This is a genomic window from Pseudomonas sp. MMS21 TM103 (assembly GCF_022132145.1).
Taxonomy (GTDB): Bacteria; Pseudomonadota; Gammaproteobacteria; order Pseudomonadales; family Pseudomonadaceae; genus Aquipseudomonas.
On record NZ_JAJISP010000003.1, the window covers coordinates 337,869 to 359,872 of the forward strand.

At 62.0% G+C, this 22,004-nt stretch carries 19 protein-coding genes and 1 pseudogene; 12 read left to right on the forward strand and 8 right to left on the reverse strand.

The genetic code is table 11. The features are described from left to right. The first annotated feature begins 7 nt into the window (after positions 1-7). A complete protein-coding gene (locus LJY18_RS12690; RefSeq protein ID WP_238042180.1) occupies positions 8-1,177 on the forward strand; it encodes a dipeptidase in 1,170 nt (389 codons plus the stop codon). A gap of 104 nt (positions 1,178-1,281) precedes the next feature. Continuing rightward, entirely contained in the window at positions 1,282-2,751 is a 1,470-nt protein-coding gene (rhlB, locus tag LJY18_RS12695) for an ATP-dependent RNA helicase RhlB (protein ID WP_269137811.1), read from the forward strand. 230 nt (positions 2,752-2,981) lie between these two features. Here rhlB and LJY18_RS12700 read toward each other — a convergent pair whose 3' ends face one another. The 6 genes from LJY18_RS12700 to LJY18_RS12725 form a co-directional block, all read right to left on the reverse strand. Then, entirely contained in the window at positions 2,982-3,935 is a 954-nt protein-coding gene (locus LJY18_RS12700; protein ID WP_238042182.1) for a LysR family transcriptional regulator, read from the reverse strand. 162 nt (positions 3,936-4,097) lie between these two features. Next, positions 4,098-5,549: a diaminopimelate decarboxylase gene (lysA, locus tag LJY18_RS12705; protein WP_238042183.1), complete on the reverse strand. Its 1,452-nt coding sequence runs from the start codon at positions 5,547-5,549 to the stop codon at positions 4,098-4,100. 35 nt (positions 5,550-5,584) lie between these two features. Then, complete coding sequence (locus LJY18_RS12710; protein WP_238042184.1) at positions 5,585-6,367, reverse strand: ATP-binding cassette domain-containing protein; 783 nt, start codon at positions 6,365-6,367, stop codon at positions 5,585-5,587. After that, the gene (locus tag LJY18_RS12715; protein WP_238042185.1) at positions 6,364-7,107 is read right to left on the reverse strand and encodes an ABC transporter permease; all 744 of its coding nucleotides are present in this window, start codon (positions 7,105-7,107) and stop codon (positions 6,364-6,366) included. Before LJY18_RS12715 ends, LJY18_RS12710 begins: the two co-directional genes overlap by 4 nt. Then, entirely contained in the window at positions 7,104-7,829 is a 726-nt protein-coding gene (locus LJY18_RS12720) for an ABC transporter permease (RefSeq protein ID WP_238042186.1), read from the reverse strand. Before LJY18_RS12720 ends, LJY18_RS12715 begins: the two co-directional genes overlap by 4 nt. A gap of 41 nt (positions 7,830-7,870) precedes the next feature. Next, positions 7,871-8,662, reverse strand: coding sequence for an ABC transporter substrate-binding protein (locus LJY18_RS12725; RefSeq protein WP_238042187.1), 792 nt, complete (start codon positions 8,660-8,662; stop codon positions 7,871-7,873). Between the two features lie 612 nt (positions 8,663-9,274). Here LJY18_RS12725 and LJY18_RS12730 point away from each other — a divergent pair. From LJY18_RS12730 to argE, 4 genes are all read left to right on the forward strand, one after another. Beyond that, on the forward strand, positions 9,275-10,633 hold the full coding sequence (locus tag LJY18_RS12730; protein WP_238042188.1) for a flavin-containing monooxygenase: 1,359 nt from the start codon (positions 9,275-9,277) through the stop codon (positions 10,631-10,633). A 10-nt stretch (positions 10,634-10,643) separates the two neighbouring features. Next, the gene (locus LJY18_RS12735) at positions 10,644-11,054 is read left to right on the forward strand and encodes a RidA family protein (RefSeq protein WP_147172862.1); all 411 of its coding nucleotides are present in this window, start codon (positions 10,644-10,646) and stop codon (positions 11,052-11,054) included. A gap of 72 nt (positions 11,055-11,126) precedes the next feature. Next, positions 11,127-11,801 carry a DUF1028 domain-containing protein gene (locus LJY18_RS12740; protein WP_238042189.1) on the forward strand — a complete coding sequence of 225 codons (675 nt, stop codon included), beginning with the start codon at positions 11,127-11,129 and terminating at the stop codon, positions 11,799-11,801. A 75-nt stretch (positions 11,802-11,876) separates the two neighbouring features. Next, positions 11,877-13,034: an acetylornithine deacetylase gene (gene argE, locus LJY18_RS12745; RefSeq protein WP_238042190.1), complete on the forward strand. Its 1,158-nt coding sequence runs from the start codon at positions 11,877-11,879 to the stop codon at positions 13,032-13,034. 482 nt (positions 13,035-13,516) lie between these two features. Here the strand turns inward: argE and LJY18_RS12750 are convergent, their stop codons facing one another. Further along, positions 13,517-14,788, reverse strand: a complete 1,272-nt coding sequence (locus LJY18_RS12750; RefSeq protein WP_238042191.1) for a D-arabinono-1,4-lactone oxidase — start codon at positions 14,786-14,788, stop codon at positions 13,517-13,519. A 568-nt stretch (positions 14,789-15,356) separates the two neighbouring features. Between LJY18_RS12750 and LJY18_RS12755 the strand changes: the two genes are divergently transcribed. From LJY18_RS12755 to LJY18_RS12775, 5 genes and pseudogenes are all read left to right on the forward strand, one after another. Continuing rightward, a complete protein-coding gene (locus LJY18_RS12755; RefSeq protein ID WP_238042192.1) occupies positions 15,357-16,121 on the forward strand; it encodes an SDR family NAD(P)-dependent oxidoreductase in 765 nt (254 codons plus the stop codon). 94 nt (positions 16,122-16,215) lie between these two features. Then, positions 16,216-17,448, forward strand: a complete 1,233-nt coding sequence (eutH, locus tag LJY18_RS12760) for an ethanolamine utilization protein EutH (RefSeq protein ID WP_238042193.1) — start codon at positions 16,216-16,218, stop codon at positions 17,446-17,448. Positions 17,449-17,518: 70 nt separating this feature from the next. Then, entirely contained in the window at positions 17,519-18,325 is an 807-nt protein-coding gene (locus tag LJY18_RS12765; protein WP_238042194.1) for a helix-turn-helix domain-containing protein, read from the forward strand. 171 nt (positions 18,326-18,496) lie between these two features. Next, positions 18,497-18,676: pseudogene (locus tag LJY18_RS12770) on the forward strand (integrase); the annotation flags it as partial. A 148-nt stretch (positions 18,677-18,824) separates the two neighbouring features. Then, positions 18,825-19,334: a ProQ/FinO family protein gene (locus tag LJY18_RS12775; RefSeq protein WP_238042195.1), complete on the forward strand. Its 510-nt coding sequence runs from the start codon at positions 18,825-18,827 to the stop codon at positions 19,332-19,334. A gap of 532 nt (positions 19,335-19,866) precedes the next feature. On the opposite strand, the gene LJY18_RS12780 is transcribed toward LJY18_RS12775, so the two are convergent. After that, a complete protein-coding gene (locus LJY18_RS12780) occupies positions 19,867-20,796 on the reverse strand; it encodes a malate dehydrogenase (RefSeq protein WP_238042196.1) in 930 nt (309 codons plus the stop codon). A gap of 419 nt (positions 20,797-21,215) precedes the next feature. Between LJY18_RS12780 and LJY18_RS12785 the strand changes: the two genes are divergently transcribed. Next, entirely contained in the window at positions 21,216-21,911 is a 696-nt protein-coding gene (locus tag LJY18_RS12785; protein WP_330872747.1) for a tRNA (adenine(22)-N(1))-methyltransferase, read from the forward strand. The last annotated feature ends 93 nt before the right edge of the window (positions 21,912-22,004 follow it).

The window sequence follows — 22,004 nt, forward strand, 5'->3', positions numbered from 1 at the left end:
TTCACAGATGCGCACACGCCCGTTACTGCTTGCCCTGCCGTTGCTTGCACTGACCGCGGCAGGGATTTTCTTCAGTTTGCCCAACCTGCTCGACCGGCGCATGAACAGCGTCGAGGCGCCCGCCCCCTATCCAGCCAGCGAAGCGGCCCTAAAGGTGCGTGACCAGCTGTTTATCGCCGACTTGCATGACGATGTGCTGCTCTGGGAGCGTGACCTGCTCAAACGCCACAGCTACGGCCACTCGGACCTGCCGCGCATGCTCGAAGCGCGGGCCGCCTTGCAGGTGTTTTCCACCGTAACCAAGACCCCGCGCGGCATGAACATCCAGAGCAATGGCGCCGACAGCGACAACATCACCCTGCTGGCAATGGCCCAGCGCTGGCCGCGCGCGACCTGGGACAGCCTGCTGCAACGTGCCCTGTATCAAGCCGAGAAGCTGCGCCTGGCTGCCGCCAACAGCGACGGCCGGTTAGTCCTGATCAGAACGCGGGGCGATTTGGCCGCCTTTCTCCAGGCCTGGCAGCAAGATCCACAGCGGGTTGCGGCACTGCTCTCGACCGAGGGCCTGCACCCTCTCGAAGGCCAGCTGAGTAACCTGGACCGCCTGTATGACGCCGGTTTTCGCATCGCCGGCCTGACTCACTTCTTCGACAACGAAGTCGGTGGCTCGGCCCACGGCCTGGTGAAGGGCGGTCTGACGCCGTTCGGCCGCCAGGTGATCGAGCGCCTGCAAGAAAAGTCCATGCTGATCGACCTGGCCCATGCCTCTCGCCCGCTGATCGACGACGTCCTGGCCATGGCCACGCGCCCGCTACTGGTCACCCATACCGGCGTCGAAGGCACCTGCCCGGGCCCGCGCAACCTTAGCGACAAGCACCTGCAAGGCATCGCCGCCACGGGCGGCGTGATCGGCATCGGCTACTGGGATACGGCCGTGTGCGCCACCTCGGTCGCGGCCATCGCCAAGGCCATTCGCTACACCGCCGACAAAGTCGGGGTCAACCACGTCGCCCTGGGCTCGGACTTCAACGGCACCGTCCACACACCGTTCGATGTCACCGGCCTGGGCCAACTGACCGAGGCGCTGCTCGAGGCCGGTTTCAGCCGCAGCGATATTGCCGCGATCATGGGTGGCAACGTTCAGCGCCTGCTGCTCGCCAACCTGCCGGGAGACTGAACAGCCCGGATCCAGGGGCCGCGGACAAGGCCAGCCATGGTACTTCGCCGCGCCGGCTTCTTGCTTTACACTGACCGCAGTTCACTCCTTAACCAATTGACGAGATGACCGTGCTCAAAGCACTCAAGAAAATGTTCGGCAAAGCCGAGGGCGAGCAGCCCAGCCCAACCAGCACGCCTGCTTCGCCAACCACGCCCCGTAGCGGCGAGAGCCACCACGAGCAACCCAATCGCACGGCCAAGGCGCACCACATGGCCAGTAATAGCGACGACAGCCCAGCTACGCTGGTGACCCAGCAAGAAAAACCAGCCGCCAAGGTCGTCAAACCCCGGCGCCAGCGTGCAGCCAAGCCGGTGGACACCTGGAAGCTGGAAGACTTCGCGGTCGAACCGGCCGAAGGCAAGACCCGCTTCCATGACTTCAAGCTCGCCCCCGAGCTGATGCATGCCATCCACGACCTGGGTTTCCCCTATTGCACGCCGATCCAGGCCCAGGTGCTCGGCTTCACCCTCAGAGGCCAGGATGCCATTGGCCGCGCCCAGACCGGTACCGGCAAGACCGCCGCCTTCCTGATCTCGATCATCACCCAGTTGCTGCAGACCCCGCCGCCGAAAGAGCGCTACATGGGTGAGCCGCGCGCACTGATCATCGCGCCAACCCGCGAACTGGTGGTGCAGATCGCCAAGGACGCCGCAGACCTGACCAAATACACCGGGCTCAACGTGATGAGCTTCGTCGGCGGCATGGACTTCGACAAACAGCTGAAGCTGCTCGAGTCGCGCCATTGCGACATCCTGGTGGCCACCCCGGGCCGTTTGCTCGACTTCAACCAGCGCGGCGAAGTGCACCTGGACATGGTCGAGGTGATGGTGCTCGATGAAGCCGACCGCATGCTCGACATGGGCTTTATCCCCCAGGTGCGGCAGATCATCCGCCAGACCCCGCCGAAGAACGAGCGTCAGACCCTGCTGTTCTCGGCGACCTTCACCGAAGACGTGATGAACCTGGCCAAGCAATGGACCACCGAGCCCGCCATCGTCGAAATCGAGTCGGAGAACGTGGCCAGCGATACCGTCGAGCAGCATGTCTACATGGTCGCCTCCAGCGACAAGTACAAGCTGCTGTACAACCTGATCGCGCAGAACAACTGGATCCGCGTGATGGTCTTCGCCAATCGCAAGGACGAAGTGCGGCGCATCGAAGAACGCCTGACCCGTGACGGCATCAGCGCCGCGCAAATGTCTGGCGACGTGCCGCAGCACAAGCGGATCAAGACCCTCGAAGGCTTCCGCGAAGGCAAGATCCGGGTGATGGTCGCCACCGATGTGGCCGGCCGCGGGATTCACGTCGACGCCATCAGCCACGTGATCAACTACACCCTGCCGGACGTGCCGGACGACTACGTGCACCGCATCGGTCGTACCGGCCGCGCGGGCGCCAGTGGCACCTCGATCAGCTTCGCCAGCGAAAACGACGCCTACGCCCTGCCACCGATCGAACAACTGCTGGGGCGCAAGATCAACTGCGAAATGCCCCCGGAAGTGTTGCTCACGCCGGTACCGCACAAGCGCTGACAGTGCCGTGAAACAGTAACGAGGCGAAGCCGGCAGGCTTCGCCTTTTTTGTGGGTTATGTCTCGCTCACCGGTGGCATTACCTCAGCTACAAGCTCAAAGCGGCATGGGCCAACCGGCGGGACGCTACGCCGACTCCATAGGGTATGTCGTGCGCATGACGAAGCCTGGGGCCTGGTGGATGCCGCACCTGCTCGCTGACAACCCACCACCTGCACCCCAGCCAACTATTCACGGTTTGAAATAGCGTTCTCTGACGGCCGTAACTGTGGCCTCGCGGAGCATGCCGATAAAGAGCTGTTCCACATCGCTGAGCAGCTGGTTTTCCGGGGTGACCAGGTACACCTCGTTGACCGGCAGCTTGTCATAGGGCGGCAGTTGATACAGCAGCTTCTGCGCCACGAAGGGTTTGGCCCCCTCCACCGTCAGGGCACCGAAGCCGAGGCCGGCGAGAATCAGCCGGCGCACCTCCTCCTCGTTGGGCGATACCGCCACCAGGCGGCCCCAGAACTGCTGTTCGGTGCGCACCGAGTTGACCGCGCTGAGGCCCTCGCCGGGCTGGTCGCTCTCGAAGGAGACGTAGGCCAGACCGCGCAGGTCCGCTGCGGTCAGGTCCTCGCGAGCAAACAGCGGGTGGCGCGGGCCGCAGTAGAAGGCCATCTGCTCGTAGCCGAGCAGGTCGAAGTGCAGACCGGTCTGGGCGGTCTTCTTGTTGCTGATGCCGATATGCAGGCTGCCCCGGGCCACCGCGTCGACTATGTCGGCGCTGGGCTGGGAGCTGAGGCTGATCAGCACATTGGGATAGAGGCGATGGAACTGCGCCAGGCTGTCGTCGAAGGGCTGACAGCTGACATGGCTGGCGACCTGGACATGCAGCTCGCCGAGCACCGCGTCGGCCTCGCCGGCGTATTGCTCGGCCATCTTGCCGATGATGCTGCCGGCCGAGGAAATGTACTCGTAGACCCGCAGGCCCTGCTCGGTCAGGGAGAACATACCCTTCTTGCGCTGGATCAGGCGCATACCCAGGTGCTCTTCCAGACGCTTCAGGGCATTGCTGACGCTGGGTTGGCTGAGCGACAGCTTGCGCGCCGCGCCGGTGATGCTGCTCTCCTCGACTATCACCAGAAAGGTGTACATCAGGTTCCAGTCCAGATTGCGCAGCAAACGCTCGCGGGGCGACAGCATGATCGGTAGTTCTCCCAGGCAGGCCGTCATCCCGGCCACTTCTGGGGCAACAGTGCACCGCTCACAGCCCCTAGCGCAAGGCTATAAGGCCACTGGGCTGTGTAGGGTGCGCTGTGCGCACCGGCAAGCGGCAACTGGCTGGTGCGCACAACGCCCACCAGCTCAGTCCAGATCATGGGCCAGCAGGTCGCGGTATTCGCCACGGCGGCGGATCAGCCGGCTGCCCTGGCGCAGGTCCACCAGCACCGCAGCGGCGGACTGGCGACCACAGTACTGGCTCATCATCTCCAGGGCGTAGGCCCCCACGTCCAGCAGGGCGATCACATCGCCCATGGCGGTGGCCGCCGGCAGTTCGCGCAGGTTGGGCTGGTGCACCAGCACCCGCTCCAGCGCGGCGCGATGCTGGGCCAGGACCGGCTCCTCGGCGATCAGATCCGTCACCGCGCCCTCGCCTTCGATGTCGTAATAGGTGTCGCTGCTGTCGCACAGTGGCCCGGCCATGCGGCAGTGGCGGGTGTCCGGATCGTCGGCGCGGGAGGCGTTGAGCATATGGAAGTACCAGCCGCTATACAGGTCGAACAGCACGCTGTAGCCGGCGTCCAGGTAGAACACCGGACGGCCCTGGCGCTCCTTGTGCGCCTCGATACGGGTCAGCAGAAGGGCGGTGTCGCTGACCATGCTGCGCCCCGGCTCGACGATCAATTCGATCTGTTCACCCAGGGCCAGGGACACCGGTTTGATCAGGTGTTCGGCGAGCTGGGCGAAATCGATCTCGGTGCGGTAGTTGGCGCAGTAGTGCGGCGATACCGAGTCGAAATTCTCCTGGGCGCTGCTGTAGTTCTTGGGGAAGCCGCCGCCCAGGTTCACATGCTCCAGTGGGTAAGGCAGGCGTTCGCTGACCTGACGCACGTAGTCGATCAGGAAATTGGCCTCGGCCTGGTACACGCCTATATCGGTGATCTGGGTGCCGATATGGGCATGCACCCCCACCAGCTTCAGCGCGGCGGGATGAGCAAGAATCAGCTCGATGGCCTCGGCCTGCTCGGCAGCGGTCATGCCGAACTTGGAGGTCGAGGTGCCGGTTTGCCAGCCGGCGGCGGCTCCGCCCTGGATCTCCGGAATGATGCGCAGGCTGACGCGGGCCTGCTGGCCCAGCTCCCCCGCCACCGCGAGGATGCGCGCCAGCTCCGACAGCGAGTCGACATTGATCGCCTTGATCCCGGAGCCGATCACCTCGCGCAACTCGCCCACCTGCTTGGCCACGCCATTGAACACCATCTGCGCCGGGGCGAAGCCGGCGATCTGCGCCTTGTAGAACTCGCCGCCGGAGTTGACCTCCAGATCCAGGCCGCAGTCCTTGAACACCCTGAGCACCGCCAGGTTGGCGCAGGCCTTGCTAGCGAAACAGACCCGGGTCTTGGCGTGTACCCGGCGAAAGTTGTCGAGGATATCCCGGGCGTTATCGCGCAGTTTGCTTTCCGAGTAGACGAACAGCGGCGAGCCATAACGCTCGACCAGTTCGATGGCGTTGACCCCGTCGATCAGCAGCTGATTGTGGGCACTATTGAGGTGCTGCTGTCTTTTCCAGGGGTACAGCGAGACGACTTGGCTCATGCAATTACTCACTTAAACAAGGCAGTTGAAAAACATCAGTACTGGCTCGCCAACAGGCGGCGCAGGTGATCCGATTGCGGGGCGTTGAACAGCTGTTCCGGGCTGCCCTGCTCCTCGATCCGGCCCTGGTGCAGGTACACCACCTTGGACGACACCTCGCGGGCGAAGCGCATCTCGTGAGTGACCATGATCATGGTGCGCCCTTCCTCGGCCAGCTCGCGGATCACCAGCAGCACCTCGCCCACCAGCTCCGGGTCCAGGGCCGAGGTGGGCTCATCGAACAGCATCACCTCGGGGTCCATGGCCAGGGCGCGGGCGATCGCCACCCGCTGCATCTGCCCGCCGGACAGGCAGTCGGGGTACATCTGGCACTTCTCCAGCATGCCGACCCGGGCCAGCAGCTGCTTCGCCTGGGCTTCCACCTCATCGCGATGGCGGCGGTGCACCAGACAGGGCCCGAGCATCACGTTCTCCAGCACCGTCATGTGCGACCACAGGTTGAACGACTGGAAGACCATGGCCAGACGCGAGCGCACCCGCTCGATCTGCCGCTGGAAGCGCCGCGAGCGCACGCCACGGTGGTTGGGAGTCAGTTCAAGCTCCTCGCCGTGCACGCGCAGGCGGCCGCTGTCGGGGAACTCCAGCAGGTTCATGCAGCGCAACAGCGTGCTCTTGCCCGAGCCGCTGGAGCCGATGATGCTGATCACGTCGTGCTTCTCGGCGGTCAGCGAGACGCCCTTGAGCACCTCGATGCCGGCGAAGGATTTGTGCAGGTTTTCCACCTGCAGGGCGGCGGTCTGGGGGATGCTTGCAGTCATGGCGACACTCCGGCGGATACCCGCTTTGATGCTGGCGCAGTGGCGATGGATGGGGCTTGGCGTACACGCTGGTGGCGGGTCAGGCACAGCTCCAGGCGGTGCCAGATCCAGACGAAGGCGCTGGTCATCAGCAGGTAGAGCAACGCCGCCCACAGGTACACGGACAGGTCGAAGGTTTGCGAGAAGATGCGCCGGGTCTGGCCCATCACATCGAACAGGGTGATCACGCTGACCACCGCGCTGCCCTTGAGCAGCAGGATGATCTCGTTGCCCAGGGCCGGGAAGGCGATGCGGTAGGCATTGGGCAGGATGATCTTGCGGTAGCGGTTGAAGCTCGACAGACCCATGGCGACGCCCGCCTCGATCTGTCCATAGGGCACGGCGCGCAGGCCGCCGCGGAGGATCTCGATCTGATAGGCCGTGGAGTTGAGGACGAAGGTCAGCAGGGCACAGTAGTATGGATCGCGGAAGAACCACCACAGCCCCAGCTGGCTCAGCTCGATGCGAAACTGGCCCGAGCCGTAATAGACCAGAAACAACTGGGCCAGCAGCGGCGTGCCACGAAAGAACGACACGAACAGGCGAATCGGCCAGCGCAGCAGGACACGTTCGCTGCAGCGGGCAATGGCCAAGGGCAACGCCAGGGCGCAGGCGAGCAACGCGGCGATGGCGGTGAGTTGCAGGGTCAGGCCGGCACCGGCGAGCAACTGGCCGGAGAAGCGCATAAGGATATCCATCATGCTGCCTGCCCTCCGGTGCGGTAACCGCGGCCGGCACGACGCTCCATGCGCGCCAGCAGGTATTCGCAAAGCAGGCACACCAGCCAGTAAGCCAGGCACACCACGAGGAAGAACAGAAAGGGCTTCTTGGTGCTGCCCACGGCGATATTGGCCATGCGCATCAGGTCACTGAGGGCGATCACCGAGACCAGGGCGGTGTCCTTGAGCAGGTTGATCCACAGGTTACCCAGCCCCGGCAGGGCCAGACGCAGTAGCTGCGGCAGTTCGATCACCCGGAAGATGGTCAGCCGGCGCAGGCCCATGGCCTGCCCCGCCTCGCGCTGGCCGCCGTCCAGGGCCTGCCAGGCGCCGCGCCACACTTCGCTGGAATAGGCGGCGAACACCATGGCCAAGGCCAGCACCCCGGCGATAAAGGGGCTCAGTTCGAGATAGCCGGCCTCCGGATTGAACCAGCGCAGCAGGGCGTTCAAGCCCATGCCCACGCCGTGGTAGATGATAAACAGGGTGAGCAGCTCGGGCAGGCCGCGCAGGGTGGTGCTGAAAGCCAGGGCCAGGGCGCGCGGCAGGCGCCCGCCGAACAGCGCCAGCGCCGCCACCAGCAGGCCCAGCAGCAGCCCGACCGGCAGGGTGGTCAGGGCCAGGGCCAGGGTTACCCCAAGGCCCTGCAACAACTCGTCACCCCAGCCGGTGTCGCCGAAGCTCAGGTAGGTGAGCCAGTCCATAACAGATCCTCTTCTCGTTCAGCAGATGGGCAGTGCTTGGCTCACTGCTCCAGGGTCAGCAGGTTGACCGAGAAGAACTTGTCGTTGATGGCCTTGTAGGTGCCATCGGCGATGATCGATGCCAGCGCCTGATTGAGCGCCAGACGCAGCGGCTCGTCTTCCTTGCGCAGCGCCATGCCGACACCCTCGCCGACATACTTCGGGTCACTGATCGGCTCGCCGGCCAGACGGCAGCAGCTGCCATCGGTGGATTTCTGGGTCCAGTCGAGCATCGGGATCATGTCGCCGACCTGGGCATCCAGACGGCCGGACACCAAGTCCAGGTTCACCGCATCCTGGGTCGGATACAGGCGCACATCGGAGTCGGGGAACATGGCCATCAGGAAATCGGCCTGGGTGGTCGCGCCCTGGGCCCCGATGGTCTTGCCTGCCAGTGCGGCGGGACTGAAATCCTTGAGCTCGGAATCCTTGGCTACCACGAAGGTCATCGCCGATTTCTGGTAGGGATCGCTGAAGGCCACCTTTTGCCGGCGCTCCTCGGTGATAAACATGGAGGCGATGATCACATCGTACTTGCGCCCCAGCAGCGCGGGGATGATGCCGTCCCAGTCCTGGGCCACCAGGCTGCACTGGGCCTGCATGCGCTCGCACAGGGCCTTGCCGATCTCGATATCGAAGCCGGCCAGCTGGCCGTCGGCGGTGTAATAGTTGAAGGGTGGATAGGCGCCTTCGGTGGCCAGGCGCAACGTCGGTTCGTCGCCGGCCTGTACGGCAGCGAATGGAAGGGCGCCGAAGGAGGCGCAGAGCAATAGGGAGCGTAGAGTCTTATTCATCTTGTTTTCCTCTGAGAAGCGGTTCTCTCTGAAATCGGCTGTCACCCGCAAGCCGACTTAACATCACGCTGGCTGACCGCCTGGTCAGCGCCGCGAAACAAGAATCCGCCCAGCCCTCGCATTTATCAAATGTATATTTATTATGTTATGCATAGCACTGAGCTATGTATTAGCTCGCCCAAACCTCGCTCTCGACACCCTGCATCCAAGACGGCTCAAGGCTGTTGAGCCGCGCTTGATGCACGGCCCTGCTAGCTGCTCTAGCAGAGAGTCATTTCACATACTTTCACGCTACTGCTGCCGCCGCCGAATCAGGACGGTGGCAGGCGCACTGCGCTCACGGAGCCTCTTCGCGACAGCAAGCGAGGCCGACTCTGCGAGCGTTGCCCGGTTGCGAACCTCGCCAATTTGTCGCCCCTGACGTCAAAAATCCTATAGCCAGAGCTTTCTGCCAGGCCGGCCCTACGCTCGGCAGACGGACACGTTTTTTCCTCGCCAGCGAGTACAAAAAACATCATTTCGCCAATCCCTGGTTCTGCACAGAATGCGGCCAAGACCCACAGACAGCCGCAACAGCAGAACAACACTGATCGGAATCAGCGGAGGCACGCCATGACCGACCTGAAGCAAACCGCCTGGCCCAAGTACCCAGACATGACAGCCAAAACAACAGCAATTGACACCCTCGTGATCGGCGCCGGCCAGGCCGGCGTAGCCATGAGTGAACACCTGAGCAAGCTCGGGGTGCCGCACCTGGTGCTGGAGCGCCAGCGCATCGCCGAGGCCTGGCGCACCGGCCGCTGGGATTCTCTGGTGGCCAATGGTCCGGCCTGGCATGACCGTTTCCCCGGCCTGGAATTCGACGACCTCGATCCCGACGCCTTCGCCCCGAAAGAGCGGGTGGCGGCGTACTTCGAAGCCTATGCGCGGAAGTTCAACGCGCCGATCCGCACCGGGGTCGAGGTCAAGTCGGTGCTACGCAATGCCAAGCGCCCGGGCTTCACCATCGAAACCTCCGAGGGCGTAATCCAGGCCAACCGCGTGGTGGCCGCCACCGGGCCGTTCCAGCGCCCGGTGATCCCACCGATCGCCCCTCGGGATGAACGCCTGCTGCAGATCCACTCCGCCGAGTACCGCAACCCCCAGCAGCTGCCCGAGGGCGCCGTGCTGGTGGTGGGCGCGGGCTCGTCGGGCGCGCAGATCGCCGAGGAACTGCAGCGTGCCGGCAAGCAGGTGTACCTCTCGGTGGGCGCCCACGACCGCCCGCCACGGGCCTATCGCAACCGTGATTTCTGTTGGTGGTTGGGCGTGCTCGGCGAGTGGGATGCCGAGGCGGCCCAACCCGGCAAAGAGCATGTGACCATCGCCGTCAGCGGTGCCCGGGGCGGCCAGACCGTGGACTTCCGCCGCCTGGCCCAAGAGGGCATGCAACTGGTGGGCCTGACCAAGGCCTTCGAGAACGGCGTGGTGAGTTTCCAGGCCGACCTGGCCGACAACCTGGCGCGCGGCGATGAGAACTACCTGGCGCTGCTCGATGCCGCCGATGCCTATATCGCCCGCAATGGTCTCGACCTGCCGCTGGAACCCGCAGCCCGTGCGACCTTTCCGGACCCGGCCTGCCTGACCACGCCGATCCTCGAACTCAACCTGGCCGAGGCCGGCATCAGCTCGATCATCTGGGCCACCGGTTTCGCCGTCGATTACAGCTGGCTGCAGGTCGACGCCTTCGACGCCAAGGGCAAACCACAGCACCAGCGCGGGGTGTCCAGCGAGCCTGGGGTGTATTTCGTCGGCCTGCCGTGGCTGTCGCGGCGCGGCTCCAGCTTTATCTGGGGGGTCTGGCACGATGCCAAGCATGTGGCCGGGCATATCGCCACGCAGCGCACCTACCAGGCCTATCGCGATGCCGCGCAGCGCCAGGCCGAGACCGGCGCCTGCAGCGCTTCGCCCTTTCAACCCGTCAGCATCTAGGAGTCAGTTGATGCCTACCCATACCCGCATCCGCATGTTCAACACCAAACAGACCTACCCCAACCAGAGCCTGGACAACGACCTGTGCCAGGCGGTGCGTGCCGGTAATACCGTGTACGTACGCGGCCAGGTGGGCACCGATTTCGAGGGCCGCCTGGTTGGCCTTGGCGACCCCCGCGCCCAGGCCGAACAGGCGATGAAGAACGTCAAACAACTGCTCGAAGAAGCCGGCAGCGACCTGTCGCACATCGTCAAGACCACCACCTACCTGATCGACCCGCGCTACCGCGAACCGGTCTACCAGGAAGTCGGCAAGTGGCTCAAGGGCGTATTCCCGATCTCCACCGGCCTGGTGGTGTCGGCCCTGGGGCAGCCGCAATGGCTGATGGAAATCGACGTGATCGCGGTCATTCCCGACTGAACGCCAGCGCGCTCGGCAATTCGGCGTTGCGGGCGTCCGCCCCGACGCCTTGAGCTTTCCCAAGGAGCAAACATGACCTTTTCCATCGTCGGCCGCTGCGCCGAAACCGGCCAGCTGGGCATCGCCATCAGTTCCTCAAGCATCGCCGTGGGCGCTCGCTGCCCCTGGCTGCGCGCCGGGGTCGGTGCGGTGGCCAGCCAGAACATCACCTTGCCGGCCCTCGGCCCGCAGATTCTCGACGCCCTGGATGCCGGCCTGGACCCGACGGCGGCGCTCGACCAAGCCCTGAGCCGGAATGGTTACAGCCAGTATCGCCAGGTCGCGGTGCTCGACGGCCAGGGCCGCAGCGCGCTGTTCACCGGCAGCGAAGCCCTGGGCCTGCACAACGCCCTGGCCGGCGAGCAGTGCGTGGCCGCCGGCAACCTGCTGTCTGCACCTGCGGTGATCGCCGCCATGATCGACGCCTTCGAGCAGACCCCTGGCCTGCTCGCCGAACGCCTGCTGGCCGCCATGCACGCGGCCATGGCCGCCGGTGGCGAGGCCGGCCCGGTGCACTCGGCCGCCCTCAAGGTGGTGGACGACCTCACCTGGCCATTGATCGATCTGCGCGTCGACTGGGCCGAGCAGGACCCCATTGGCGAGCTGGACAGACTCTGGCAGGCCTACCGCCCGCAGATGCAGGACTACGTGATCCGCGCCCTGGACCCGACCCGCGCGCCAAGCTACGGCGTGCCCGGTGACGAATAAACCAGGCCGCCGAGACGATTGACTGAGCCGCTAGACGGTTAACCCATCACCCCCAATCAATCAGGAGTCTGATCCATGCTCAGCAGTCGCGAACTCTTGGCCGAACTGGTCGCCTTCCCCACCGTCAGCCGTGACTCCAACCTGGGGCTGATCGAATTCATCCGCGCCTACCTGGCCGGGCTGGGGGTGGCCTGCGAGCTGGACTACAACGCCGAGCGCAGCAAGGCCAACCTGTTCGCCAGCATCGGCCCCAGCGATCGCGGCGGGGTGTTGCTGTCCGGGCATAGCGACGTGGTGCCCGTGGCCGGCCAGACCTGGAGCCTGCCGCCCTTCGAGCTAAGCGAGCGCGACGGCAAGCTCTATGGTCGCGGCACCGCCGACATGAAGGGCTTTATCGCTTGCGTGCTGGCCGCAGTGCCGCGCTTTCTCGCCCGGCCGCTGCGCCTGCCGATTCACCTGGCCTTCTCCTACGACGAAGAAGTCGGCTGCCTCGGCGTGCGCACGCTGCTCGCCGAACTGCAGCAGCGCCCGCACAAGCCCGTGTTGTGCCTGATCGGCGAGCCCACTGAACTCAAGCCGGTGCTCGGCCACAAGGGCAAGCTGGCGATGCGCTGCCAGGTCCGCGGCGCGGCCTGCCATTCGGCCTATGCGCCGCTGGGGGTCAATGCCATTGAATATGCCGCGCGGATGATCAACCGGCTGGGCGAGATAGGCCAGCGCCTGGCCGAGCCGGAGCGCCAGGACGCGCGTTTCGAACCGCCCTTCTCCACCGTGCAGACCGGCCTGATCCAGGGCGGTCGGGCGCTGAACATCGTGCCGGCCGAGTGCCAGTTCGACTTCGAAGTACGCACCCTGCCCGACGACGATCCGCAGGAGGTGGCCAACGAATTGATCGACTACGCCGAAACCCAGTTGCTGCCGCAGATGCACGCGCGCAGCGGAGACAGCGCCATCGATTTCCTGCCGCTGTCGGCCTATCCGGGCCTGCTCACCTGCCCGCAGAGCGAGGCGGCGCAGCTGCTGGCCCAGCTCAGCGGCTGCCAGGACTTTGGCACGGTGGCCTTCGGCACCGAGGGCGGGTTGTTCCACGAGGCCGGCATCGCCACGGTGATCTGCGGCCCCGGCAGCATGGAGCAGGGCCACAAGGCGGATGAATTCATCAGCTGCGAACAACTGGCCGGCTGCGACGCCATGCTGATGCGCCTGGCTGGTTGGCTGCAAGACAGCGCCTGACTCAATCGCTCCAGCAAAGCCGCACGCCCAGCAGGCGTGCGCCTTGGTCACTGCAGGGACGGCAGCCCGGTTTTCCATCAGCGACCAACCAGGCGACTGCAGGAGCAGGTGGCTGCTAGCGACCCAGAGCTGCCGGTGGCGACAGACAGAAATCGGCCAATAGCAGACACCCGCGACAGCCCACGGTTTCCGGTCCCTGACATTACCTTCCAGAAGAACAACCTGCCGAGAGCTCGCACGGAGCCAAAAGCGCCGCTCACCTGATCACGTTGTGCGTTCAGTCGGACATGTGGGTGGCTCGTGACATTTCTGGCCCCATTCAGAAGAGGTACACCTGTAAAACGCAACAACCCGGTAAACCCGGGTTGCTGGATGAATCCGCCGACTGCGACTTAGTTGGATCGGTGCTGACTTGATAGGAGTATCCCTAGGAAGGCCAGTATGGCCTCCCAGGGCCACGGAGTATGGCGAACCGGCGCGCTCTACTTGAAGAGAGCACTGAGGTGATCGTTCAGATAGAAACCCTGAGGATCGAGTTTCCGACGCAGGTCGCGGAAGTCATTCGCGCGAGGGTAGATGGAGGTGACATCTTCTCCGGTCAGAAAATGCATCTTGCCCCAGTGAGGTCTTGCCCCATAAGAGCGCAGGATTTTATCGACGCTCCGCAAATAGTCCCAGTAGTCGGTTCCTGGCTCTCCGGAGACGGAAATGGTGACGCTATCTTGCTCGAAGAAGGGGCTCATCCATGCGCCATCGCCCGCGGTGAAGCGATACTCTATTGGGTATATCGCTTCAGGGAAGTCCTCCAGCATAAGTTTGCGCACAGCTCTGAGCGCTTCCTTTGCATGTGCAACAGGCACTGCATATTCGAGTTCGTGGAAATTCGGAACGTACTCGATCGGATAGGCATCCGAGCTATAGGCTACTTTTTCGAACTCACCCTCGAAAATTGGACGGTCGGTTATGTCCATAACCTTCACTTCGCACACATCGGTTGTACGGCCGGTCTTGGAGGTCGCTGAGGTATCGGGCAGGCAGTAGCAATGTCGGCTCTGCTCGTACGGACACCAGAAGAAGCTGAAGTGGCGATGCTTTTTCGCCATTTCATCATGCTTTTCCATGACGCTTTCGAAATCTTCTCGCCAGATGCGCTCGTGAAGATTGAAGCTATCCATCACTTGAAGCGTTATTTCGGAAATTGCTCCAAGAACGCCGAGCGAGACGCGCCCCGCATGTAGCAAGTCCGGCGTGCTTTCGTCGACGACTATGATCTCGCCATTCGGCTGAACGAGCCTCATGCCTACGATTGACGACGCCATATTGCCGAGCGTGAGGCCCGTGCCATGCGTTCCTGTCGTCAAAGCACCTGCGAGAGCCTGACTGTCGATGTCGCCCTGGTTGATCATCGACAGGCCTTCGGCCTTGAGGACTCGAACGAGCTGATTGATCGTCGTCCCCGCGGCGGCCGTGACTCGACGCTTAGCATGATCAATGTGGCGTATACCCTGCATGTTGGCTAGCGTCAGGTGCAGGCCGCTGGTGAGTGCAACGGGAGTAAATGAGTGGCCGGAGCCCGCGACCCGGACGTTCAGTCCTTTGCCGGTTGCATCAATGATCATGCTGCAAAGCTCATCCTCGCTTGACGGAGCACCACGAGCTGCGCGAATACAAGACTGGTTGCCGACCCAGTTACGCCAATGTGCGTGTTCAAGTCCGAACTCGTTGATGTGCATGTTGTGCGATGAAGTGTTCATTATTGTTCTCCCACTTTTTGTACTTGGATTGCGATGTGGCCGTTGCCGTTGCCGTTGCCGTTGCCGTTGCCGTTGCCGGAAATGGATATGTTTTGCTCAAGAAATTCGCGTCGTTACTGACAAGAAACTAAGCCGCACAGGTAAGCATATGGCCAGCGCCCTTATCGGATTCATTGGGGACAGAATGACGGCGCCCTAAAACAACCACCATATGTCGATGGGTATATAGCTGGAAGTTGATTCAAGAGGAGCCCTGCTGGTTCGGAGGGTCTGCCGAGTCGCCCGAGCATCCTCGCAAAGCCCCCTACGCCTACAGGCTCTTGACGGCCAAACGGAGCGTCGGTGACGACAAGAGTCTGAAGTCGCCACCGCCGCTCCTACCATCAGCGAACTCGGTTGTGAGTCATCATCGAGCCATGTCGCATGGCAATCCTGCATACCGTCCTTGGTATTAATTTCTTTAAGAACAGTTGGTTATACATTCGTATATCCGGCGATATATAGACAGTGCATCAGCCCGTCCCTAGCGTGAAAGCGGTCGAATCCACCAACATCAATGGAGACAATCATGGGACGACTGAACAACAAGGTAGCTCTAATCACTGGCGGCGCAGGCGGCTGCGGGCTAGCCGTTTCTGAGCTCTTTGCACGCGAGGGCGCCAAGGTAGCCATCCTCGACCTGCCCCACAGCGATGGTGCTGCGGTAGCCGAGCGGATTAATGCAGCTGGCGGCAGCGCCTTCTTCGTGCCTGCGGACGTCTCGGTTGCCGAGCAGGTGAACAACGCGGTGGCCCAGGCTGAAGAGCATTTTGGGTCCATCACAGTGCTTATGAACCACGCCGGCACCATTCACGCAGCGCCTTTCCTCGACACCAGCGAGAATGACTGGGAGCGGTTGATGAATATCAACGTTAAGAGCATGTTCCTGGTGACCAAGGCCGTGCTGCCGAAGATGATTGAGGCCGGCGGCGGCAGTATCATCTGCACTTCGTCCATCTCCGGCGTGGTCGGCACACCCATGGAGGTCCTGTATTGCACTACCAAGGGTGCCTGCCATATGTTTGCCCGCGCCATCTCCGTCGAGTTCCGCGACCGCAATATCCGCAGCAATGCCATCTGCCCGGGCTTTATCGGCACCGCCCACGGCCGGCGTGAGCTTGACCTACTGCGCGAGTTTGGCGCAGAAGTTACCGACGAGGCACTACGTGCCATGCAGGGCCGCCTCTGCGACCCAAGCGAAGTAGCTGCCGCCGCGCTGTTCCTGGCCAGTGACGACGCCAGCTTCGTCAACGGCACGCATCTGTTTGTCGACAATGCCTACACCGCAGCCTGACCTCCGAGCCCAGAGGGCTGAAAACCAAAATATTAGGTATTCAGCCCACCTACGTTCTGCCACCTGACAAAAACTTACAAGAGACGAGGCAGCTATGGAAAACATCGGTACGTACGTCATCTACCTCATCATGGCCTGCGCCGTTATTGGCGCTATTGCCTCCGTGGTCAACGCGGAGTCAGAGTTGGGCAAGGAGTTCACGGCCGGCCTGCATAGCATCGGCCCCATCTTCATTCCCGTGGCCGGCACGATGGCAGCCATTCCCTTCATCTCCAGCTTCATCGGCCACTGGATTGCCCCACTGTTTTCTGCGCTGGGCGCCGACCCTGGCATCGCCGGCCCCATCTTCATTGCCTCGGACATGGGGGGTTATCAGCTCGCCCATTCCTTGGCCGAAGACCCTGAGGGTTGGGTTCTTGGGCTGATCACCGGTTTCCAGTCCGGCGCGACCCTTATCTTTGTCATTCCCGTGGGATTGGCCATGCTCAACAAAGCCGACCATAAGTACATGGCACTGGGCATCATGGCCGGGCTGCTGAGTATCCCGATCAGCATCATTACCGTCGCCATGGCCATGCAGTGGCTGGGCCTGGGCGTACGCCCAGATATTGCCACCAGTGGCCCAGCCACTCAGGCGCTGAACTTCACGCTGCCGCTGCTGCTACGTAATCTGCTACCGCTGATTCTCTTCTGCGTCTTCCTAGCCACCGCCCTGCGATACCTCCCTGGCCTGATGGTGCGACTGTTCCTGGCGCTGGGACGCATAATTTACGCTGCGGTCACGCTGATCCTGGTGGCGTCCATCGTTGAGTACTTCACCGGTGCCTTCACCAATACCTTCGGCAGCTGGGGCTTCGCTCCCATCATCGCCGACGAGGAAGATCAGTTCCGCGCGCTGGAAATCGCCGGCTACATCGGCATCATGCTCTGCGGCGCCTTCCCTATGGTCTGCCTGATCAAGCGTTACCTCTCCCGCCCACTCGAACTGGTGGCCGTCAAACTGGGCATGTCACCGGTTGGTGCGGCTGGCATTCTCGCCGCCTCGGCGAACATCCTGGCGATGTTCCGCCTGGTCGCGGATATGCCGCCCAAGGACAAGGTCTTAGTGATCGCCTTCTCGGTCTGCGCTGCCTTCACATTTGGCGACCACATGGCCTTCTCGGCTAACTTCCAACCTACCTTGATCCTTCCGCTGATTATTGGAAAACTCAGTGGCGGCTTCATCGGCATGGCCATTGCCTACTGGCTGGCAGTGCCGAAGGCGTTAGAGCTCGGCAACGAAGAACTCCCCCGCGATTCTTTGCGAGCCTCGGCCGGTCTGTCCTGAATCGTGCAGCGCTGTCCCATCATGGGACGGCGCTGAAATCCCCGGGTTAAGACAAACAGTACGGTTACGTATGAACAACCAGGAAGCAATCAAGGTGGCAGGCGTGATCGCCGCCGTGGGTACCGATAATCTGGGTCAGAGCCTCTGCACCTTGCTGGAGGGCGATGTGCGCTTCGACATGAGCTGCGCCTACGTCTTTCGCTTCGATCGTACCGCCGTGCTAGTGCACGACGGCTACAATGGCATGGTGCCAACAAAGACTTTGAGCGCCTACGTTTGCGGCGGCTATTTACTAGACCCTTTCTACGTCGCTTGCATGCATGAGCACCCGGCAGGTCTTTGGCGAATGAGCGACCTGGCGCCGGATAGCTTCCTCTCTTCGGGTTTCGCTATCTCGCCTGATATCCACCCCTGCATTTCATCCACTCACGGTAGTCTGGTCGAGGAGTTGGGCTACATCATCCCGCTTCAGGCACACACAGCCGTCGTCTTCTCGCTAATGAAAGAGCAAAGCCATGGATCTTTCACAGAATTAGAAGTCCGTCGCTTGCAAACGCTGGCACCGATCGTAAACAAGGCATTTGAGGCACACTGGCGCTTGCGTCCGGAAGAACCCGGCGTAGCCCCCGCCAATCCAGAAAGCCACCTCGAAAGCGCCTTTGTGGACATTCTTCAGGGGCAGCTGACTGACGCTCAGCGATACATCGCCAAGCTACTCCTCCAAGGCCACAGCAATGCGTCCATTGCCCACCTGCTCGGAATCTCCGAAGGCACGGTAAAGGTGCATAAGCACAACATCTACCAGCGCCTCCAGATCTCCAGTAACGCCGATCTATTCCGACTATTCATCAACTACATTTCCGGTGCACCCAGATAGATAGTCAGCGCAACTCGCAAATATTGCATGGGCCAGAAAGCCTCGGAACGCATCTTGCTGGATGGCCCCACTTGTCGGCTGCTGGCTACATCTCCCGGGAGCTTGAATCAGGTAGCGACCGCGCGCTATGACTGATCCACCCTTGTCCTTCCTCAATTTGGAGGACAAGCCATGAATACTGCGGCTTTCTACAACTATCAGCCTTGGAACAAGGGAAAACTTGTCGGACAGAAGGCTCCACTCCGGCTAAGAGATATTTGGGCCATTTGGGTCAGATTGCAGCTTGCCGCTCGGGTACGAGATCTAGCCCTCTTCGATCTGGCAATCGACAGCAAGCTGCGTGCCTGTGAATCGCCCCGAGTTCCCTAGTCACTTTCGAACGTCCGCTATTGGCCGATAGCAACCCTTGGATGCAGTCCGCTTTCGGTCCAGGCTGTGTCAAAAGACTTAATGGGATAACCTTGCACCACGAATCAACCATGAAGCTGCGAACTGAACGATGGGTTTTGAACAACTAGCTGAGCTACGCGACCGCCTGCGGGCCGAAAAAGTGCAGGTAAAGACTGATAGTACGAAGCAGCGTATGCGGAATCCTTCTCTGCAGACGAAGCCTAGCGAGCAAGATCCTGCGGTCGAAGCGATCTGGCGATTGCAGAAGCACTTTCCATTGGCCTTCCCGGTCAATCCGGCCCCCAAGGCTCCGCTAAAGGAGGGCATTTTCAAGGATGCCGAGCAACACCTGGAGCTACTCGGAATATCCTGCGAACAGCTCAAGCAGGGCATCGCTACCTGGTGCCGAGGAAATCGATACTGGGCAAGCATGACGGAGAATGCGCCGCGCTTGGACTTAAGCGGCCAGGCAGTTGGCATGGTGACGGCGGCTCAGGCGCTGCATGCTAAGCAGCAGGCTAAGCGGCAGCGCGGACAAGCACGACGTAATCAGACAAAGCCGAAAGAGCGTATACAGGACAAGGCCGTCGATACCGCGGTGGAACAGATCGTGGATTAAGATCACTCGCGCTCGGCGCCGGGTCGCCCAATCACTGACAAGGCGCGCGAGGCGATGATGAGGCGGTTCGAAGAGCGGCAAGTGACGGGTACCGCCTGCCAGATGTGCCCGCTGCCGGCCAGAAGCGGACGCTCAGAGTAGAAAAATAAATCTGCCCCCTTTTCGGTCCCACCTTCCAGGTCCGCCGGCATCAACAGCGCCTTGGCCTGCAATCTATGCCCCCGCCTGCAGCGGCAGACCAGGGGTGAGGTAGTTGACGCTCCCCGCGTGGGCCGGGGGACGCATAAGGTTCGGCGATCAGGCCCAGGTCACAGCGCTGTCCCACCACCTGATCGACCACTTCGGTCGAGGATTGCACCACCAGACTGATGTTTCTGCTTAAGAAAGGCACAGATCACTCTCGGCATGAACGACAGGCCCAGGGCAGGTGCGCAAGCGATGCGCAGTGAACCTCTGAGCGCTTCGGCTAGACCTCAGTTACACCACTTCCAGGGGCACGATCCACCTTGCGCCCCTCCTCATATACCCCCGCTCACAAAGCATTCATTTCAGCAATATCACGCACCACATGATCTGCAGAGCGGTCGAACATCGCCTGCTCCTGCGCATCCAGTGGCAACTCGATCACCCGCACAAGCCCCTCCTCTGCCAGCACACAGGGCACACCCATGGCAATACCTGTTCGCCCGTACTCGCCTTCGAGAATCGCGACCGCCGGCAAAATGCGGTTTCGCCCATTGGCGATAGCATCCACCATCTGTGCAATTGCCACGCCCGGCGCATCGCAGGCACTCCCCAGCTTCTTCAAACCCAGAATCTCGCCGCCACCCTGACGTGTGCGCTCCACAATCCGTTCTATCTGCTGACTGGACAGGAAGTGAGACAGCGGCACCGAACCGACCGCACAGTATTGCATCAGCGGCACCATGCTATCGCCATGCCCTCCGAGCACCAGCGCCGTGATATCCCGAGCAGAAAACCCTGTCTCCTCGGCAATGAAACACTTCATGCGCGCTGTATCCAGCACCCCCGCCTGCCCGAACACCCTGTCGCGTCCCAGCCCACTGAGAGACCAAGCCCGATAGGTCAGCACGTCGACCGGGTTCGACACCACCAACACCGTCGCCGCTGGAGCATGGCGATTAATATCCAGCATGATGCTATCGAGAATTGGCAGATTGATACTCAATACATCCTGGCGCGACTGACCAGGCTTGCGGGGCACACCCGCCGTAATCACCACCAGGTCAGAATCCTCCAGCAATTCGGCCTTGGACCCGCCGTAAACCCGGGTATCAGAACCTGACTCAACTGCCGCCTGCCAGACGTCCAGCGCCTTGCCCTGTGCCAACTCACCCTGCACATCAATCAACATCAACTCACGACAGAACTCTTCCCGGGCGATGATCTGAGCCGCCGCCTCACCCACCATACCGACACCCACAATTGATAGCTTCTTCACCTCACACCTCCACGGGGCGCGCCACCAGCAACACGTCCACCTTTGTAGAAAGTATTACCCGCCAATGCAAAAAGGCCACCCGAAGGTGGCCGAAGACGTCGCTCATGGGCAGTCCTGGCCCCAGGACATCTCCTCTGCCGACGTTTGCTGGGGAAGTCAGAGTTCGCGGTCGAAAAGGGGACAGATCTATTTTTTCTACTCTAATGTTCCTTTTGGCCGATTTCTGTCTGTCGCCACCGGCAGCTCTGGTCCGAAAACAGCCCATCACGGATGGTTCGCGGCGGGTGATCCCCGAGCGGCAGGCTCGGGTAGATCCATAGCGCTGGTCGCAGGGATTTGCCATGCACGGCGTTGCTCGACAAAATCTCGCTCCGATTCGGCCAAAGGTGCCGGATGCCGATGGCGATAAGGGGCTGGAGTTGAACGAACAGACATTGTCTATGCGCCTGGAGCGTGTGGCGGCGCATGTACCAGCAGGTGCGCGGCTAGCCGATATTGGCTCGGATCACGGCTATCTGCCGGTGGCGCTGATGAGCCGTGGCGCCATCGCGGCTGCGGTGGCTGGGGAGGCGGCCGTGACACCGTTTCACGCGGCTGAACGTACCGTACGCGAGAGTGGCCTGAGCCAACTAATCAGCGTGCGCCTGGCAGATGGTTTGGCGGCAATCGAGCCGGGAGACGCAATCACGGCAATCAGCCTCTGCGGTATGGGCGGCGAGAAGATTCGCGACATCCTCGACAGCGGCAAGTCCCGCCTGAGTGGTCAGGAGCGTCTGATCCTGCAGCCCAACGGCGGTGAGCAGCCTCTGCGCCATTGGCTGATGGACAATGGCTACCGCATCCTTTGCGAGGAAGTGCTCCGGGAAAACCGCTTTGCATACGAGATCATCGTTGCCGAACGCTCTGGGCCGGTGATGTACACCGCCGAGGAACTGTACTTTGGCCCACTGCAGATGCAGAAGCGCAGCCCGGCGTTCCTGGCCAAGTGGCAACGCATGTTACGTCTGAAGCAGCAGACCCTGGCCGACCTCGCTCAGGCGCGGCAGGCGGTGCCCGAGGACAAGGTGCAGAAGCTCGCCCGACAGACGCAGTGGATTATTGAGCTGCTGGCTTGAGCCTGGCTCAGAAGGTGAGCGGCGCTAAAGGGGTGATACCCGATCTCAGAACGCAAGGCGTAGCCTGGGCCTTTATTCCCTTGGCCTTCACGA

What these genes read in the sequence shown, in the direction of transcription:
- eutH (WP_238042193.1), top strand. Translation starts at nt 16,216, where the DNA reads ATGGAAAACATCGGTACGTACGTCATCTACCTCATCATGGCCTGCGCC.
- LJY18_RS12765 (WP_238042194.1), top strand. Translation starts at nt 17,519, where the DNA reads ATGAACAACCAGGAAGCAATCAAGGTGGCAGGCGTGATCGCCGCCGTG.
- LJY18_RS12775 (WP_238042195.1), top strand. Translation starts at nt 18,825, where the DNA reads ATGGGTTTTGAACAACTAGCTGAGCTACGCGACCGCCTGCGGGCCGAA.
- LJY18_RS12720 (WP_238042186.1), bottom strand. Translation starts at nt 7,829, where the DNA reads ATGGACTGGCTCACCTACCTGAGCTTCGGCGACACCGGCTGGGGTGAC.
- argE (WP_238042190.1), top strand. Translation starts at nt 11,877, where the DNA reads ATGCTCAGCAGTCGCGAACTCTTGGCCGAACTGGTCGCCTTCCCCACC.
- LJY18_RS12725 (WP_238042187.1), bottom strand. Translation starts at nt 8,662, where the DNA reads ATGAATAAGACTCTACGCTCCCTATTGCTCTGCGCCTCCTTCGGCGCC.
- LJY18_RS12750 (WP_238042191.1), bottom strand. Translation starts at nt 14,788, where the DNA reads ATGAACACTTCATCGCACAACATGCACATCAACGAGTTCGGACTTGAA.
- LJY18_RS12715 (WP_238042185.1), bottom strand. Translation starts at nt 7,107, where the DNA reads ATGATGGATATCCTTATGCGCTTCTCCGGCCAGTTGCTCGCCGGTGCC.
- LJY18_RS12700 (WP_238042182.1), bottom strand. Translation starts at nt 3,935, where the DNA reads ATGCTGTCGCCCCGCGAGCGTTTGCTGCGCAATCTGGACTGGAACCTG.
- LJY18_RS12755 (WP_238042192.1), top strand. Translation starts at nt 15,357, where the DNA reads ATGGGACGACTGAACAACAAGGTAGCTCTAATCACTGGCGGCGCAGGC.
- LJY18_RS12690 (WP_238042180.1), top strand. Translation starts at nt 8, where the DNA reads ATGCGCACACGCCCGTTACTGCTTGCCCTGCCGTTGCTTGCACTGACC.
- rhlB (WP_269137811.1), top strand. Translation starts at nt 1,282, where the DNA reads ATGACCGTGCTCAAAGCACTCAAGAAAATGTTCGGCAAAGCCGAGGGC.
- lysA (WP_238042183.1), bottom strand. Translation starts at nt 5,549, where the DNA reads ATGAGCCAAGTCGTCTCGCTGTACCCCTGGAAAAGACAGCAGCACCTC.
- LJY18_RS12710 (WP_238042184.1), bottom strand. Translation starts at nt 6,367, where the DNA reads ATGACTGCAAGCATCCCCCAGACCGCCGCCCTGCAGGTGGAAAACCTG.
- LJY18_RS12730 (WP_238042188.1), top strand. Translation starts at nt 9,275, where the DNA reads ATGACCGACCTGAAGCAAACCGCCTGGCCCAAGTACCCAGACATGACA.
- LJY18_RS12735 (WP_147172862.1), top strand. Translation starts at nt 10,644, where the DNA reads ATGCCTACCCATACCCGCATCCGCATGTTCAACACCAAACAGACCTAC.
- LJY18_RS12740 (WP_238042189.1), top strand. Translation starts at nt 11,127, where the DNA reads ATGACCTTTTCCATCGTCGGCCGCTGCGCCGAAACCGGCCAGCTGGGC.